General features: G+C 63.5%; 13 protein-coding genes. 3 read left to right on the top strand and 10 right to left on the bottom strand.

Annotated elements, in window-relative coordinates; all coding sequences use genetic code 11:
- Window positions 1-81: 81 nt before the first annotated feature.
- The gene (locus Q5H89_RS21735; RefSeq protein WP_305021436.1) at window positions 82-1,665 is read right to left on the bottom strand and encodes a hypothetical protein; all 1,584 of its coding nucleotides are present in this window, start codon (window positions 1,663-1,665) and stop codon (window positions 82-84) included.
- Between the two features lie 199 nt (window positions 1,666-1,864).
- Here Q5H89_RS21735 and Q5H89_RS21730 point away from each other — a divergent pair, with 199 nt between their 5' ends.
- Complete coding sequence (locus Q5H89_RS21730) at window positions 1,865-3,484, top strand: hypothetical protein (RefSeq protein WP_305021435.1); 1,620 nt, start codon at window positions 1,865-1,867, stop codon at window positions 3,482-3,484.
- A gap of 158 nt (window positions 3,485-3,642) precedes the next feature.
- Here the strand turns inward: Q5H89_RS21730 and Q5H89_RS21725 are convergent, their stop codons facing one another.
- The gene (locus Q5H89_RS21725) at window positions 3,643-4,341 is read right to left on the bottom strand and encodes a spheroidene monooxygenase (RefSeq protein ID WP_305021434.1); all 699 of its coding nucleotides are present in this window, start codon (window positions 4,339-4,341) and stop codon (window positions 3,643-3,645) included.
- A gap of 121 nt (window positions 4,342-4,462) precedes the next feature.
- Window positions 4,463-4,975, bottom strand: a complete 513-nt coding sequence (locus Q5H89_RS21720) for a pyridoxamine 5'-phosphate oxidase family protein (protein WP_305021433.1) — start codon at window positions 4,973-4,975, stop codon at window positions 4,463-4,465.
- A gap of 139 nt (window positions 4,976-5,114) precedes the next feature.
- On the opposite strand from Q5H89_RS21720, the gene Q5H89_RS21715 reads away from it, so the two are divergent.
- The gene (locus Q5H89_RS21715) at window positions 5,115-5,705 is read left to right on the top strand and encodes an acyl carrier protein phosphodiesterase (protein ID WP_305021432.1); all 591 of its coding nucleotides are present in this window, start codon (window positions 5,115-5,117) and stop codon (window positions 5,703-5,705) included.
- 42 nt (window positions 5,706-5,747) lie between these two features.
- On the opposite strand, the gene Q5H89_RS21710 is transcribed toward Q5H89_RS21715, so the two are convergent.
- From Q5H89_RS21710 to Q5H89_RS21695, 4 genes are all read right to left on the bottom strand, one after another.
- Window positions 5,748-6,026, bottom strand: a complete 279-nt coding sequence (locus Q5H89_RS21710; protein WP_305021431.1) for a SemiSWEET family sugar transporter — start codon at window positions 6,024-6,026, stop codon at window positions 5,748-5,750.
- Window positions 6,027-6,114: 88 nt separating this feature from the next.
- The gene (locus Q5H89_RS21705; protein ID WP_305021430.1) at window positions 6,115-6,405 is read right to left on the bottom strand and encodes a SemiSWEET family sugar transporter; all 291 of its coding nucleotides are present in this window, start codon (window positions 6,403-6,405) and stop codon (window positions 6,115-6,117) included.
- Window positions 6,406-6,529: 124 nt separating this feature from the next.
- Window positions 6,530-7,045 (bottom strand): FKBP-type peptidyl-prolyl cis-trans isomerase, encoded by a 516-nt coding sequence (locus Q5H89_RS21700; protein ID WP_305021429.1) that lies wholly within the window; start codon window positions 7,043-7,045, stop codon window positions 6,530-6,532.
- Window positions 7,046-7,215: 170 nt separating this feature from the next.
- A complete protein-coding gene (locus tag Q5H89_RS21695) occupies window positions 7,216-9,405 on the bottom strand; it encodes a catalase (RefSeq protein ID WP_305021428.1) in 2,190 nt (729 codons plus the stop codon).
- A 275-nt stretch (window positions 9,406-9,680) separates the two neighbouring features.
- Here Q5H89_RS21695 and Q5H89_RS21690 point away from each other — a divergent pair, with 275 nt between their 5' ends.
- Window positions 9,681-10,823, top strand: a complete 1,143-nt coding sequence (locus tag Q5H89_RS21690; RefSeq protein WP_305021427.1) for an SMP-30/gluconolactonase/LRE family protein — start codon at window positions 9,681-9,683, stop codon at window positions 10,821-10,823.
- Between the two features lie 145 nt (window positions 10,824-10,968).
- On the opposite strand, the gene Q5H89_RS21685 is transcribed toward Q5H89_RS21690, so the two are convergent.
- The 3 genes from Q5H89_RS21685 to Q5H89_RS21675 all read right to left on the bottom strand — a co-directional run bounded on the left by Q5H89_RS21685 (window position 10,969) and on the right by Q5H89_RS21675 (window position 13,731).
- Window positions 10,969-12,957 carry an AAA domain-containing protein gene (locus Q5H89_RS21685; RefSeq protein ID WP_305021426.1) on the bottom strand — a complete coding sequence of 663 codons (1,989 nt, stop codon included), beginning with the start codon at window positions 12,955-12,957 and terminating at the stop codon, window positions 10,969-10,971.
- A gap of 85 nt (window positions 12,958-13,042) precedes the next feature.
- Window positions 13,043-13,312, bottom strand: coding sequence for a DUF7710 domain-containing protein (locus tag Q5H89_RS21680; protein ID WP_305021425.1), 270 nt, complete (start codon window positions 13,310-13,312; stop codon window positions 13,043-13,045).
- Between the two features lie 2 nt (window positions 13,313-13,314).
- Window positions 13,315-13,731, bottom strand: a complete 417-nt coding sequence (locus Q5H89_RS21675) for a hypothetical protein (protein WP_305021424.1) — start codon at window positions 13,729-13,731, stop codon at window positions 13,315-13,317.
- Between the last annotated feature and the right edge of the window lie 10 nt (window positions 13,732-13,741).

Here is a 13,741-nt window from a genome sequence, read left to right as displayed (position 1 = left end):
CATGCGAAACTACGCGCATCCGGATGAAGCCGTCAAGAATAAGCCGCCGCTTAAGCGGTTTGTCGGCCATTGCCCGGGCTTCTACTCGTCCGTGAGGCGGTCGTAGTTGTCGAAACGCTGCTTCTTTTTGGTGGGGGCGGGGGTATTGAGCGTACCGTTTGACTCGGGCTCGTAGCGCAGGCGGCGGCGCGAGGTAGCACGCAGCACATCCGCGCCCGCGCCGGCGTGAACTACGATTTTGAGGCCGTGGCCGGTAAGCTCAAACACGTCGTTGCCCCCTAGCCCTTCCAGGGTGAGGCGCTTGGTTTCGCGGGTGTAAAACGTGCGCTGGTAAAACAGCGAATCGGCCCCGAGCGTGCGGTTGTACACGCGCACGGTGGTCGAGTCGGGGGTGCGGGCCACGGCAAAATGGTCGGGCAACTCGGTGCCGGCCACCACGGGGCGCTCGGCTTTCAGCTCGTAGTAGGTTTGGGCCAGCTGCGGCAGCTGGTCGCGGCGGCTCCGTAAATCGTGCAGCAGGCGCGGGCCCTCCAGGGCGTACACGGCGGGCGGCAGGTGGCGCACGGCCCGGGCCAGGGCCGAATCGGGGAGGCTAGCCACTGCGAAGCGGGCCGCCGCGGCAAAGTCGCGCCGGCTCAGGGCATTGAGGCCGCGCTGGTCTACGTAGCGGCCCTGGCCGGTGAGGGCCACCACATCATGAAAGTCGGGCTTGAACGTGACGAGGTGGCGCACCAAAAACTTGCGCGTCATCAGCCACGGCACTGCCCCGTCCGACATGCGGAAAAACACCTGGTCGCGGTCCTTGGGCACGGCCACGAACAGCGTGCCGCCGGGCCTAGCCGGGTTGGGCAGCTCGCCCCACTGCCACTGGCCCGAGTGCCGGTCCCAGTCGCCAATCAGCACATCGAGCAGGCGCGCCCGCAGCAGGGCCAGCTGGTCGGGGCGGTTGCGCGGGTCGGCGTAGAGGTGCGCCCGCATCTTCTCATCGCTGATAAACTTGGTAGCCCCGGGCAGCAGCGAAGACTGTACCCGCTCGCCGTCATACTTTTCTTCGAGCAGCACCAGCTTGCCGCGCAGGCGCTCGTTGGCCTCGGCCGAGCCCAGGTTGTCGGCATCGGGCGGCACGTAAAAGATGCGTGGGTGCGTGTGCGGCACGCCCAGCTTTTGCGATAGCGTGGGCACCACCAGCGCCCCGTAGGGGAGGCCGGCCGAAGTGCCATCGCGCAAGCCATTGGTTATAAATGTTTTCTGCAGCCACTCGGGCATAATGCGCGAAGGGTCTTTATCGAGCGAGCGAATGACGTAGGGTCGGCCATCGGCCCCTAGCAGCGTGAGGCTGGTGCTTTGAAAGCCGCCGCCCAGCTTGGTGGGGGTGAGGCGGCCCGCCTGGGGCACGGCCGTGGCCAGGCGTAGCACCGGCACCCGCACCGGGGCGGCCCACACGGCCCGGTGGTGCGGCCCCATCAACAGGTGGTAGGCTTTGCTGTGGCGGTTGTACTGGCGGCCGGCCGTGGCCCACACGCTGTCGGTGGTAGCAGGCCTGGCAACGGGCTGGGCCGAAGCCGGCAGCCGGGCATCGGGCTGGAAATAATGTTTACGGGCGCAGCCGGTGGCTAGCCCAAGCAGCAGCCCGCCAGATGATAATAATAGGGTAACAGAGCGCAAGACGGGCCAGAATAACGAGGTGCACGGCAGCCAGCGCTGCCCAAGCTTGTCTAACGTAGCCCGCGCCCAAAAAGATAGGGGCCAGGCTAGCGCTGGCCGGCAACCCCATAGGCCGGCCTTGCGCTATACGGGGCAGGCCTGCGGCCTTTTTACTTTTTAAAGTCAGGATGCCGGTGCAAATGCCGGCTCCGATGCGCCAGTGGCAGTACGTAGAGCATCGTTTGGGAGGAAGTGGGCGGTTCTGGGGCTGCCCCTGGCCGTGCTGGGCCTGGGTGGCTGCGCCGAACCTGCTACGCCCGCCCCCGGCGAAACGGGGCCGGTGTTCAGTGCCGATTCCAGCACGGTGCGGGTAGCGGCCGGCGCGCACTACGCCCGGCGCGGCTGGCTTTGGCAGCGCCTGTGGGGCCGCCACTACCGCCCGCTGTGGGCCACGCCCGTGAGCGCGCCGGTGCTGCGCCTGGGGCAGCTGGGCTTCACGCCGCTGCGGGCCGGGGGCAGCTTCCAAACCAATACCCTGCGCCTGCGCACGCCCGACGGCCGCATTTTCGTGCTGCGCTCGGTAGATAAGGACCTGAGCCGCAGCCTGACGGTGGGCTGGCTAGGCCGCCTGGTGGCGCCCGTGCTGCGCGACCAGACCTGCGCCGCCCCGCCCTACGGCGCCTACGTGGCCACGGCCCTGGCCCGCGCCGCCGGCGTGTTTCATACCAACCCGCGCCTGGTGTATCTGCTGCCTGATGCCGCGCTGGGCGAGTGGCGCACGCGCTTTCGGCCGGCTTTGTATTTGCTCGAAGAGCGCCCCGCCAACGACCAAAGCCACGCCGCCAGCTTTGGCCGCGCCCGCCGGGTGGTGGGCTCCGATAGTATGCTGATGCAGGTGCTGCGTGGCCCGGCTGCCCACCTGGCGCCCCGGGCGTACCTGCGCGCCCGCCTGCTCGACCTGCTGGTGGGCGACTGGAGCCGCCGGGCCGACCAGTGGCGCTGGGCAGCATTTGCGGGAACTGGCGGCACGGTGTTGCGACCCATCCCGCGCGACCGCGACCAGGCGTTTTTTCGCTTCGATGATGGCTGGCTCACGCGCTGCGTGTCGTGGGTGCACCCGCGCTACCAGACCTTTAACCCCCACCTCGTGCCCGCCGATGTGGGCCCGCTCACCACCACCGCTCGGCCCCTCGACCACACGGCCCTGGCCCTGCTGCCCGAGGCAGTTTTCCTGGCCGAGGCCGACTCGCTGCGCCGCCGCCTGCCCGATGCCGTGCTGGCCCAGGCCCTGCAAGCCGTGCCCGCCGAGGTGCGCGCCCGCATGACCCAGGAGCTGCTGCCCGCCCTGCGCGCCCGCCGCGATGCGCTGCCCGCCGCCGCCCGCCGCTATTACGAGGTATTGCAGCAGGAGGCCGTGGTGACGGGCACCGACGCCCCCGAGCGCTTCGAACTCACGGGGCTGGGGCCGGGCCGGCTGCGCCTGCGCGTATTTGCCCGCCGCCCGGCCCGGCCCGATAGCCTGCTCGGCGAGCAGGTCTACGACGCCCGCCGCACCATCCGCCTCAGCATCTACGGGCTAGGGGGTAAGGATGAGTTTATGCTCGGTGGGCGGCTGGCGCCGGGCTTTGGGGTGCACCTCTATGGGGGCGCGGGGCGCAACGTGTTTTTGCAAGCCGACATTATGCAAGCCGCCGGCCCTGGCTTCACCATCCACCCTGGCCCGGCCGATGACCTGGTGCAGGCCAGCCACACTGTGCGAGTACTGCCCGGCACCACGGCCCCCGCCACGGCCGCCGCCTGGGTAGCCACCCAGTACCGCCTGCAGCTGGGCAGCCGCTAGGGCAGAAGTGCAGAAAGTACATCTCCCACGCTGATAGCGCGGGGCAGAGCCCCGCGCTATCAGCGTGCTATCGGGCATGTTTGGGCTTGTTGTCAACTTTTTTTGCGTTCCAAACACTTTCAGACGCCTGGTGGCCGGTTCGTAGCCTTGTTGCCGGGCTAGCCCAGCGGGTTGCGGCCATCCACGGTGCCAGAACTGCTCAGCACCTGAAAGCGGGCAAATAACTCTTCCGAGTACCAGCCCTCGCGGCGCGTAAGTTGGATTACCTCGCGGTGCCGCACATCGCGGTAGGCGTACTGCTGCATGGCCTGCACCGACTCCCACACGCTAAACGTGGCTTGGCGCACCAGCGGCAGCTCGCCCAGCCCAATGGCCAGCTGCAGGCCCTCGGCCCCGGCCAGCGCCCGGCTCGTGGGCTCCACAAACTGCCAGAAGCGCGGTGCCCGCCGCAGCCGGATGCTGGCCCGCGTGAGCACGGCCACCGGCCCCTCGGCCCGGCCGCCACCGGCCGCTGGTTCGCCGAAGGGCAGCACGTCGTCCCAGGTGCCGTGGGCTTGCAGGGGGGCTAGCTCGGCGGTCCAGCACTCGGTGCTGCGCTGCTGGTAGGCGGCCCACACCGGGTGGGTGGCGAAGAACTCGGCCGCTGCCTCGGGGCTGGCCCAGGTGGCCATAAAGCCGTAGCGCCGCAGGTTGGGCCAAAACCCAAACCCGTTGTCGGCCCCGCTCCCCAATAGCTGAAAAAAGCGCAGCCCGGCTACTCGCCGCAGCTGGCGCGGGGCCGTGGCCATTTGGGCCAGCGCCCAGCGCGCCGCGTTGGCGCCGGGTTTCAGGGTAAGCAGCGAAAGCGTAATGTGCATGGCTAGGGTAACAACCGGGCGCAAAAAAAGGCCGGAATCGCGTCCGGCCTTTTTTTTAATGTATGAATTATGAGTTATGAACTCGTCCGGCACCTCATAATTCATACCTTTTACCTCATACTTATTTCTGCACCTGGGCGTGCTCATTCACGTCGTCCGACTTGCTGCCCTCGCCCGTAGTTACGGCGCGCAAGTAAGCGTAGGCGCGCGACAGCATGCCGCTGGGCGAATCCCAGTACTCACCTTTCTCAATGTCAACTTTGAGAATCATGATGTTCGGGTCTTCCTTGCCTTTCGGAAACCAGGCTTTCATGTCCTCGCTCCACAGCTCGGCAATCTTCGCTTCGTCGCGGTAGGCGCTGGCCGTGCCCGATATCGACACGTACACGTTGTCGCTAGGGTTGGCGTAGCTCAGGTTAACCTTATTGTCTTTTTTTACTTCGTACACCTTGGCCGAATCCTTATCGGTGAAGAAGTACAGTGCCCCGTCGGTGCCGGGCTTGATGGTGCCCATTGGGCGGCTGTGCAGCGCGTGCTCCTCGTCGAAGGTCGAGAGCATGGCGATGCGCACATCCTTGATTTTTTCAAATAGCTTGCTGAGGTCGTGGGTGACCGGGGTTTTCGAATCAGACATGGGAAAGGAAATGGTAAGGAAAGAACGGGAGCGGGCCCGCTGGGCGCACGCTGCGGCTTTAGCTTACGGCCGAACTTGCCCCGGGTTTCCCGGTTGGAAGGGGCAGGCCGCCGCGCGTGGCCCTTTTGCCGCCCCGCTTATGAATTTTCTGGCCCACCTCTACCTGGCTGGCCCGCCCGCCGCTCCTGACTACCCGGGGCGGCTAGTGGGCCAGTTTATTGCCGACTCGGTGCCCGGCCGCCAGCTCGAAACCTACGCGCCCGCCGTGCAGGCCGGCATTCGGGCGCACCGCGCCATCGACACCTTTACCGACCAGCACCCCGTGGTGCGGCGCACCACGGCCCGCCTGCGCGCGGCCGGCGCCGGCAAGTACGCCGGCGTGGTGGCCGACGTGTTTATGGACCATTTTCTGGCGCGCTACTTTACGGAGTTTTCCAGCGAAAGCCTGGCCGATTTTACCCAGCGCGTATATGCCGGGCTGGCTAGCCAGCAGGCCGGCTTTCCGGCGGCAGTGCAGCGGTTTTTTCCGCACCTGGTGCAGCACAATTGGCTGCTGCACTATGCTGACCTCGAAGGCATTACCCGTGCCTTGCTGGGCCTCAGCCGCCGGGCCTCGCCCGGCTCGGGCATGGATACGGCCACCGAAGAGCTGCGCCGCAACTACACTGCCTACGAGGCCGATTTCCGGGAGTTTTTCCCCATGCTGCAAGCCTACGCGGCCGGGTTGTAGCGCGGGGTTTGCAGGCCATACCTGGGCAACAGGCTACGTGGACTAAGTCCGCGCTACCTTATCGCCTGGCTTGGCCGTGAGCTTCAGGTAAAGGATAATGGTGGCTAGCCCGCCCGAGATGAGATTGGTCATCAAAATCGGAATGTCGTGGATGAGCACCGCGTAAGTTCCCCACAGACAAGTGCCCAAAAACAAAATCAGGAAGGTGGGCAGCGAGAGGGCGCTGGTGTCGCGGGTTTTTATGGTTTGGTACGCCTGCGGCACGTAGGCAATGGTAGTCAGAAAAGCGGCCAGGCTGCCGATGAGGGTAACGGTGGTCATAGCTAACGAAAAGAAGAACAGGCAGTGAGGGCAAAAGCCGGACGGGGCCCGCCAATTGGCCCGCCCCGCCCGGGCCGCAAGGTAGCGGCTAGGGCGCGCTCGTTGCGTCAGTATTCTCCTCCGTAGGCTTGGCGGTCAGCTTCAAAACCAGAATAATACCCGCCAGCGCGGCCGTTACAATGTTGGACACGATAACCGGCAGGTCGCCAATGTGCAGGCCGTAGGTGGCCCACAGGCAGGCCCCCACAAACAGCATCACATAGGTAGGCAGCGAGAGCGCCGCCGTGGCGCGCGTCTTGATGGTTTTGTAGGCCTGGGGCACGTAGGCGGCCGTGGTTAGAAAGGCAGCCAGCCCGCCAATCAGGGAGAAGAACGACATAGGTAAACAGTTCGTGGGCAGGAGCTAAGCTCCTAAAATAGAAGCGGGAAGAACTCGCCAGGCAAGCTCTTCCCGCTCCGGATAAAGGGCAGTGGTGGGGCCGGCTAAGTAGCCGGTGGGGAGGCTAGTGGTGGTGGCCGCCTTCGCCGTGCACGTGGCCGTGGGCCAGCTCCTCGGCGGTGGCGGGGCGCACATCCTGGATTTTGCCGTCGAAGTGCATCACCATGCCGGCCAGCGGGTGGTTGAAATCCATAGTTACCTGCTCAGCGCCGATTTCTACTACCTTGGCTTGCATGTGGTTGCCTTCGTTGTCGGCCATGGGCAGGTAGTTGCCTACCTGCAGCATCTGGTCGTCGAGCTGGCCGTCAATTTCAAATACCTGCTTCGGAATCTCCACTACGGCCTGCTGGTCGTAGTCGCCATAGGCCTGCTCGGGCGTGAGCGAGAAGCTGAAATCGTCGCCGGGGTTTTTACCATCGAGCTGGCGCTCAAACTCTTCGGGCAGGCCACTGTGGCCAAATAGGAAGACCATCGGCTCGTCGGCTTCGGCTTGCTCTACCAATACTTTCTGCTGGTTTTCGTCGGTTACGGAGAGGTCGTACGTCAGGGTCACGACCGAGTTTTGGGCAATGCTAGCCATAGAAGTGGGGTGGGGTGGTATGGGGCAAAGGTAGGGTCAGCCCCTGACTAATTGCCATTTAAAGGCCGGTAAGCGGGCTTTGGTCCGAACTCGGCCCTAGCGGAAGCAAAAAAATTCCCCCGCCATACCCAACGGGCGGCGGGGGAATTTAGTTTTTAATGCCCCAGTTTTTAAGCGGGCATCGCCTTCAGCTCGCGGCTCCAGAAGCGGTGCTGCGCAATGGCCTTGATGAAGTTCTGGGCTAGCCCGGCCACTTTGTTGTCAGGGCTCGTCACCACGCCATCGGCGCTCAAAATGTCGGTCGCGCCGGGATACGAGGCGGCTTTGAGCAGCTCTACGCCCTCGGCCGAGGCGGCCAGGGGCTTGCAGTGGCGGAAGGCCTCATTTACGAAGCGCACGGCGTCGGCGTCCTGGGTCAGCCTCTGCACGCTGCCGGCGCCGCCGGCCACGTACAAGGCATCGAACAAGACTGAGGACGTGGCCTGGAACGTCCAGTTAATCAGGATTTCCTGGCCGTCCTTGCCTTTCAGTGTGCCCAGGTGGGTGGCTACAATGGCAGTTTGGGCGCCCTGGTCCATCAGCGTCTTCATCAGCTCGCCAATGGCGGCCACGTCGGCGCCATCGGTGGCCAAAATGGCAATCTGGCGGGTCTTAATGCTGGCTTTGCCGGCGTTGATGGGGCTGTCGGTGGCAATACTCAGGGCCGGCGAGCTGGCGCTGGCATCCTTCACCGGGCCCGACTGGTAGTGGGCCACGTCGCCATCGGCGGGCACGGCCAGGTTCAGCTGCACACCGTCCGAGGAAGGCACTGCCATGCCCAGGCCTTCGGCCACGCGGCGGGCCAGGTCGTGGTCTACCTGGGCTAGCTGCACCAGGGTACGCTCCTGCACTTCCGAGTGCTGCACGTGGCTCAGTTCAAAGCGCAAGGCCTTCACAATGTGCATCTTCTCGGCATCGGTCTGGCTGTTCCAGAACAGCTTGGCCTGGCTGTAGTGGTCGACGAAGCTCTTGCTGCGCAGCCGGATTTTGTGGCCTTCCACGCGCTCGTAGCTCGATACGAAGCCGCCCTCGCTAGCCTTGGCCTGCTTGGGGTAGCCGTCGTTAAGCTTATTCACGCCATAGGCCACGTTGCCCTTGTTGATGGTCTGGCGCATGTGCCCATCGCGCTGCCCGTTGTGAATGGGGGCTAGCGAGCGGTTAATCGGAATCTCGTGGAAGTTCGGCCCGCCCAGGCGCTTGAGCTGCGTATCAAGGTACGAAAACAGGCGGCCTTGCAGCAGCGGGTCGTTCGAGAAATCAATGCCCGGCACGATGTGGCTCAGGCAGAACGCTACCTGCTCGGTCTCGGCAAAGTAGTTGTCTACGTTGCGGTTGAGTACCATCTTGCCCAGCTTAATCACGGGTACCTGCTCCTCCGGAATGAGCTTGGTCGAGTCGAGAATATCGAAGTCGAACTTGCGCTCGTCCTCTTCTTCTACCACTTGCACGCCCAGCTCCCACTCGGGGTAGTTGCCGCCTTCGATGTTGCTCCACAGGTCGCGGCGGTGGAAATCGGGGTCTTTGCCCGAAATCTGCTGCGCCTCTTCCCAGGCTACCGAGTGGGTGCCTAGTAAGGGTTTCCAGTGAAATTTTACGAAGCGCGCCTTGCCCTCGGCGTTTACGAGGCGAAAGGTGTGAATACCAAAGCCTTCCATCATGCGCAGGCTGCGGGGCAGGCCGCGGTCGCTCATCACCCACAGCAGCATGTGCGTGGTTTCGGGGTTAATCGAGATGAAGTCGTAGAACGTGTCGTGGGCCGAAGCGGCCTGCGGAATTTCGTTGTGCGGCTCCGGCTTCACGGCGTGAATGAAGTCGGGAAACTTGATGGCATCCTGGATAAAGAAAACCGGGATGTTATTGCCTACCAGGTCATAAACGCCTTCCTCGGTGTAGAATTTCACGGCGAAGCCGCGCACGTCGCGCGCCATGTCGCTGGAGCCCCGCGAGCCGGCTACCGTGGAAAAGCGCGTGAACACCGGCGTTACGGCGCCGGGCTGCAAGAAGGCGGCGCGGCTCAGGTTGGCGTTGTCGTTATAAGCTTCGAAGTAGCCGTGGGCGGCCACGCCGCGGGCGTGCACCACGCGCTCGGGAATGCGTTCGTGGTCGAAGTGCGTCATCTTCTCGCGGTAGATGAAGTCTTCGAGCAGCGTGGGGCCGCGCTCGCCGGCCTTCAGCTGGTTCTGGTCGTCGTTGACGCGCAAGCCCTGGTTGGTAGTCAGAAACTTCCCGTAGCCGTCTTCGCGGTTCTGGGCCATCTCGTCGGTCTTGGGGTTGCCGACCACGTCTTCGTGGGTCTGCTTGGCTAGGGGTTTATCGCTCATCTCGGGGAAAAGGAATAGAGGCTTGAAAACTGGGTGCCTAAACGGGCTCGCCCGGGCAGGGTTGGCACCAGCCAGCCGCTCGCACCAGCAGCGGGTTGCGCGGAGCGGGTCTGCCGGCTGCTTCAGCTCTTGATTGGCAAACCTCTAGCAGCGGGTAAGGACGAGGATACTAATCGGGTAAAAAAAGCCGGTTGGGACCCCGGCTGCGGTAGAAAAACCCCGGGCCCGCGCGGTGCGTATGGCGGCATACTTCTTCCACTAGCAGTTTGTTGTTCATGAAAAATTCATATTATGGCTGGGCTACCGCGCTGCTGGGCGCGGGCCTGCTAGCCAGCTGCGGGCCGCAGCAGCCGGCCGAAAAGCAGGCCGCCGCCGATGCCACCGATAAGTCGGCCGAAGCGCAGGTTAAAACTGACAGTGCCACCCAGGGTGCCACGCCGCGCCTGCTGGCTACTTTCCCCGACTCGCTGAACACGCCCGATGGCCTGGCGCTGGCCCCCGATGGCCGGGTATTCCTATCGGTGCCTAACCTGGCCGACAATAAGTATCCGGCCCGCATCGTGGAGCTGACGGCGAGTGGCTACAAGCCCTTCCTTAACAACCTGCCCCCCGAGCCCACTACCAAGCACGCCGCGCCAATGGATTTGGCAGTGGGGCCGGATGGGAACTTATACTACGCTGAAAACCAATACGAAAACAGCAAGGATTTTAAGTCGCGCCTGATGCGGGTGCTGATGAGCGGCGGTAAGCCCGGCAAGGTAGAAACCGCCGTTGACGGCTTTGCGCTGGCCAACGGCGTGGTGTGGAAAGGCAAAGACCTGTACGTAACCGATAGCCAGTGGGACCTGCCTGGCAATGACAAAGGCAGCGCGATTATGCACTTCAGCCTGGCCGAGCTTAAGCCGGGTACTACCCTGCATCTTAAGCCCAAAACGCTGGACCCGCACGTGCTGACGACGTTTACGACGACCGTGAACGAGACGGACATCGACAATGGCGCCGATGGCATCGACTACGACAGCCAGGGCCGCCTCTACACCGGCTCGTATGGCGATGGCACGCTTTACCGCGTAACCCTGAAGCCCGACGGCAGCTTTGCCAAGCAGGAAGCGGTACCCGTGGCTAGCCCCAAAATACCGTGCATCGACGGCCTGGTTATTGACCGCGCTACCGACAAGGCCTACGTGTGCAGCTCGCGCCTCAACTCGATTGACGTGGTTGATTTGACGACTGGCGCGCACACCATACTAGCCCGCAACGGCGACACCAACGGCGCGGGCGGCAAGCTCGACCAGCCCGCCGAGGTGCTGCTCAAAGGCAAGCAGCTGCTTGTGTCGGACTACGACAAGCCCGACAAAAAATTCGTGAATACCAAATCGGATGCCCCGCATACCGAGTCGATAATCGACCTGAAGTAGCAGCCCAAGTAATTAAAACCGCCCGTCACGCTCCCGAGCGTCCGCTTGCCGCGCTGCCTCTGCCGCTTCATTCAAGAAGGCGGTAGAAGTGCTGCGGCAAGCGAACGCCTGGGTAGCCTGACGGGCGGTTGTCGTTTATACTAACTTAATCCTGCAATTCCCAGGCGGTGCGGTAGCCGCCCACGCGCTCCACGTAGTCGAGAAATGCCTTGTAGAACGGGTGCGCCCCTAGCGTGCTGGAGTCGCCCACGAGCAGCAGCTTTTTGCGCGCCCGGGTCATGCCCACGTTCATGCGCCGGATGTCGGAGAGGAAGCCGATTTCGCCGTGCGAGTTGCTGCGCGTGAGTGAGATAGCGATTATATCGCGCTCCTGGCCCTGAAATGAGTCGACGGTGCCCACGCTAAGCTGGCGGTGCAGCAGCAGGCCGCTAAGCTCATCGTTTTCTTCCACTGCGTCTTTCAGATAATTGATTTGGGCGCGGTACGGGGCAATGACGCCAATGCTGAGCGGGTCGGTTTCGTGGTCGGCCTGGTCGTAGGGCTCCAGCAGCTGGGCCAGGCGCTTCAGCAGCAGGTCGGCCTCCTCAGGGTTAGCCGTAGAGCGGCTTTCGGGGATGGTAATTTCCTGAAAGCCAAAGCCGGCCGTATCCAGAAACTCCACCGGCAGGTCGGGGGCGAAGCGAATATCGTAAGCATCGAGGCCGGCGTGGGCCACGGTGGGCGCCGCCACCAGGCGGCCTTCGTAGAACTGCTCGGAGCTGAACTGCATAATCTGCTCGTGCATGCGGTACTGCACTTCGAGCATGCGGCTAGCCTCGGGCTGGCGTTTGATAGCCTTCTCGAACAGCGTTTCGCGCAGGGCGCCGGCCTTCTCGCTTTTCACGGTGGGCGGCAGCTGCTGGTGGTCGCCGGCCAGCACCACGCGGCCCGCCTTAGCAATCGGAATCCAGCAGCCCGGCTCCAAGGCTTGGGCGGCCTCGTCGATAAATACCGTCTCGTAGGTGAGGTGGCGGATGTTGCGGTTGCTGGCGCCCACGAGGGTACAGGTAATCACCTGCACCTGGTCGAGCAAATCTTCGGTAATGTAGCGCTCCAGGCCATCGGCCTCCTGGTGCAGGGCGCGTGCTTCCTCCTTGAGGTGGCGGCGCTGCTCGCGCTCTTCCCAGCCGAAGTGCTTGGTGTGCTTGCCGGCTTCTTCGCGGTACTGCTCGGCCGTGAGGCGCATACTGCGCAGCTCGCCGTAGCGCTTGTGGGCCATCACCTGGGCATCGAGGGTGTGCTCCAGCAGCAGGTCGCTCACCCGGCTAGGGTTGCCCATCCGAATAACGTTGACGCCGCGCTCGGCCAGCTTCTCGGTAAGCAGGTCTACGGCCGTGTTGCTGGGGGCGCACACCAGCACGCGGCGCTCGCGCCGGATGGTTTCCAGGATGGCCTGTACCAGCGTGGTGGTTTTGCCGGTGCCGGGCGGGCCGTGGATGATGGCCACGTCCTGGGCGGCCTGCACGTGGCGCACGGCGGCTAGCTGGCTCTCGTTCAGCGGGCTAGGGTAGAAGAGGTCGTCGGCTTTCTCCTGACGGAAGCGGGCGGGCTTGGCACCCAGCAGAATATCGCGCAGGTCGGCCAGGCGGTCGCCGTAGGCGCCCATCACCTTGCCCAGCGCGTAGTCCATCTCGCGGTAGCTCACCTCATCAAACGTGAGGTCGATGCCCAGCTTGCCGCCTTCGAGCACCCAGTCGGGCAGGTCTTCCTTGGCCGTGCTCAGCAGCAGCTTATTGCGCCGCACGCTAGTAATCACACCGCTGAGCGTGGGCCGGTCGGTGGCCGAGCGCCCCGGAATATTGCCAAATAAGGCCGCATTCTTGCCTACCTGAAACAGGTGTAGGCCCTGCTGCCCGGCGGGGCGCTCCAGCTCCAGCACCACCTTGCCGCCAAAGCCCACGTCTTCCTTAGTAATCGTGACGGGGTACCAGGTGAGGCCGCGCTTCTGACGCTCCTGCACGGTGGCTTTGGCATTCTTTAGCTTAAACTGCTCTAAATCTTCTTGTTGCTCAAGCTTGAGCAAGGCCTGCACGCGGCGCAGCTCCTGCTCAATGGCGTAGGGCTCGGCGTGGGGGGACGTAGTTTGGGTCGACAAAAGCGAATTGATTGATTTCGTTGAATGGGTAACAACGAAAACGGGAAATGAGTGGCGGAAGATTGAATGCAGTGGCTAGTATAATTCAGTCTAGGCGGCCATCCTCATAATGATAGTGTTCTTGGCTGGCTGTTGTAAAGCGCTGTATAAAGCTGGTTTCGTATTGTTCGGGCTTGCGGGGCTCGAACAACTTTTCTTGAATCGCCCAATCGTAGGCGCTTATGCCAACCGGGTAGTTGGTGAGCAAACCGCTCAGTCGGTAAAGGCTAATAAATTCTTCGGCTTGCGCCCTAGAGGAGAATACCCCGCCCGCAAAGCGGCTGCCCACACCGTGAAAAACCCAGACTTCTTTCATACTCAATCAATCAGCCCGCAGGCCCAGGCGCGCGCTTCGGCCAGAGACAAGAAGTGCCGAAACTCGTAGGGTAGGCCCGGCAGGCTGCGCTGGTACATGCCGTCGATGGTGAGGCGGTTCATGGCTTCTTCCGATTCGAGGTGCGCGAAGCGCAGCACCCCCAGCGCGCCCAGCGGGGCTAGCACCTCGGTGTGCGTCCACTCCAGGTCTTTGGGGCGCACGGCGCCGAGGCGGCGGTCGTCGGCCACCCAGCCCGTAACGTGGTGCAGCCGGGCCAGGCGCAGGGCTTCTACCAGGGCCGCGCGAAAATCGGCGCTGCCGGCAAAGCCGAGCCATTCGGTTTCGAGCACGTTGCGCGGCCCGCCGCTGTGCAGCAGCACGTCTAAGAAAGGGTAAGAGGCAACAATAGTGGTAGTCATGGGGCAAGCA

Origin of the sequence: Hymenobacter cheonanensis, from assembly GCF_030581075.1 — a bacterium.
In the GTDB taxonomy this organism is placed as follows: Bacteria; Bacteroidota; Bacteroidia; order Cytophagales; family Hymenobacteraceae; genus Hymenobacter.
The sequence above is the reverse complement of the archived record's forward strand: the minus strand, read 5'-3'. Positions and strand labels throughout refer to the sequence as shown.

What these genes read in the sequence shown, in the direction of transcription:
- Q5H89_RS21725 (WP_305021434.1), bottom strand. Translation starts at nt 4,341, where the DNA reads ATGCACATTACGCTTTCGCTGCTTACCCTGAAACCCGGCGCCAACGCG.
- Q5H89_RS21720 (WP_305021433.1), bottom strand. Translation starts at nt 4,975, where the DNA reads ATGTCTGATTCGAAAACCCCGGTCACCCACGACCTCAGCAAGCTATTT.
- Q5H89_RS21715 (WP_305021432.1), top strand. Translation starts at nt 5,115, where the DNA reads ATGAATTTTCTGGCCCACCTCTACCTGGCTGGCCCGCCCGCCGCTCCT.
- Q5H89_RS21710 (WP_305021431.1), bottom strand. Translation starts at nt 6,026, where the DNA reads ATGACCACCGTTACCCTCATCGGCAGCCTGGCCGCTTTTCTGACTACC.
- Q5H89_RS21705 (WP_305021430.1), bottom strand. Translation starts at nt 6,405, where the DNA reads ATGTCGTTCTTCTCCCTGATTGGCGGGCTGGCTGCCTTTCTAACCACG.
- Q5H89_RS21700 (WP_305021429.1), bottom strand. Translation starts at nt 7,045, where the DNA reads ATGGCTAGCATTGCCCAAAACTCGGTCGTGACCCTGACGTACGACCTC.
- Q5H89_RS21695 (WP_305021428.1), bottom strand. Translation starts at nt 9,405, where the DNA reads ATGAGCGATAAACCCCTAGCCAAGCAGACCCACGAAGACGTGGTCGGC.
- Q5H89_RS21690 (WP_305021427.1), top strand. Translation starts at nt 9,681, where the DNA reads ATGAAAAATTCATATTATGGCTGGGCTACCGCGCTGCTGGGCGCGGGC.
- Q5H89_RS21680 (WP_305021425.1), bottom strand. Translation starts at nt 13,312, where the DNA reads ATGAAAGAAGTCTGGGTTTTTCACGGTGTGGGCAGCCGCTTTGCGGGC.
- Q5H89_RS21675 (WP_305021424.1), bottom strand. Translation starts at nt 13,731, where the DNA reads ATGACTACCACTATTGTTGCCTCTTACCCTTTCTTAGACGTGCTGCTG.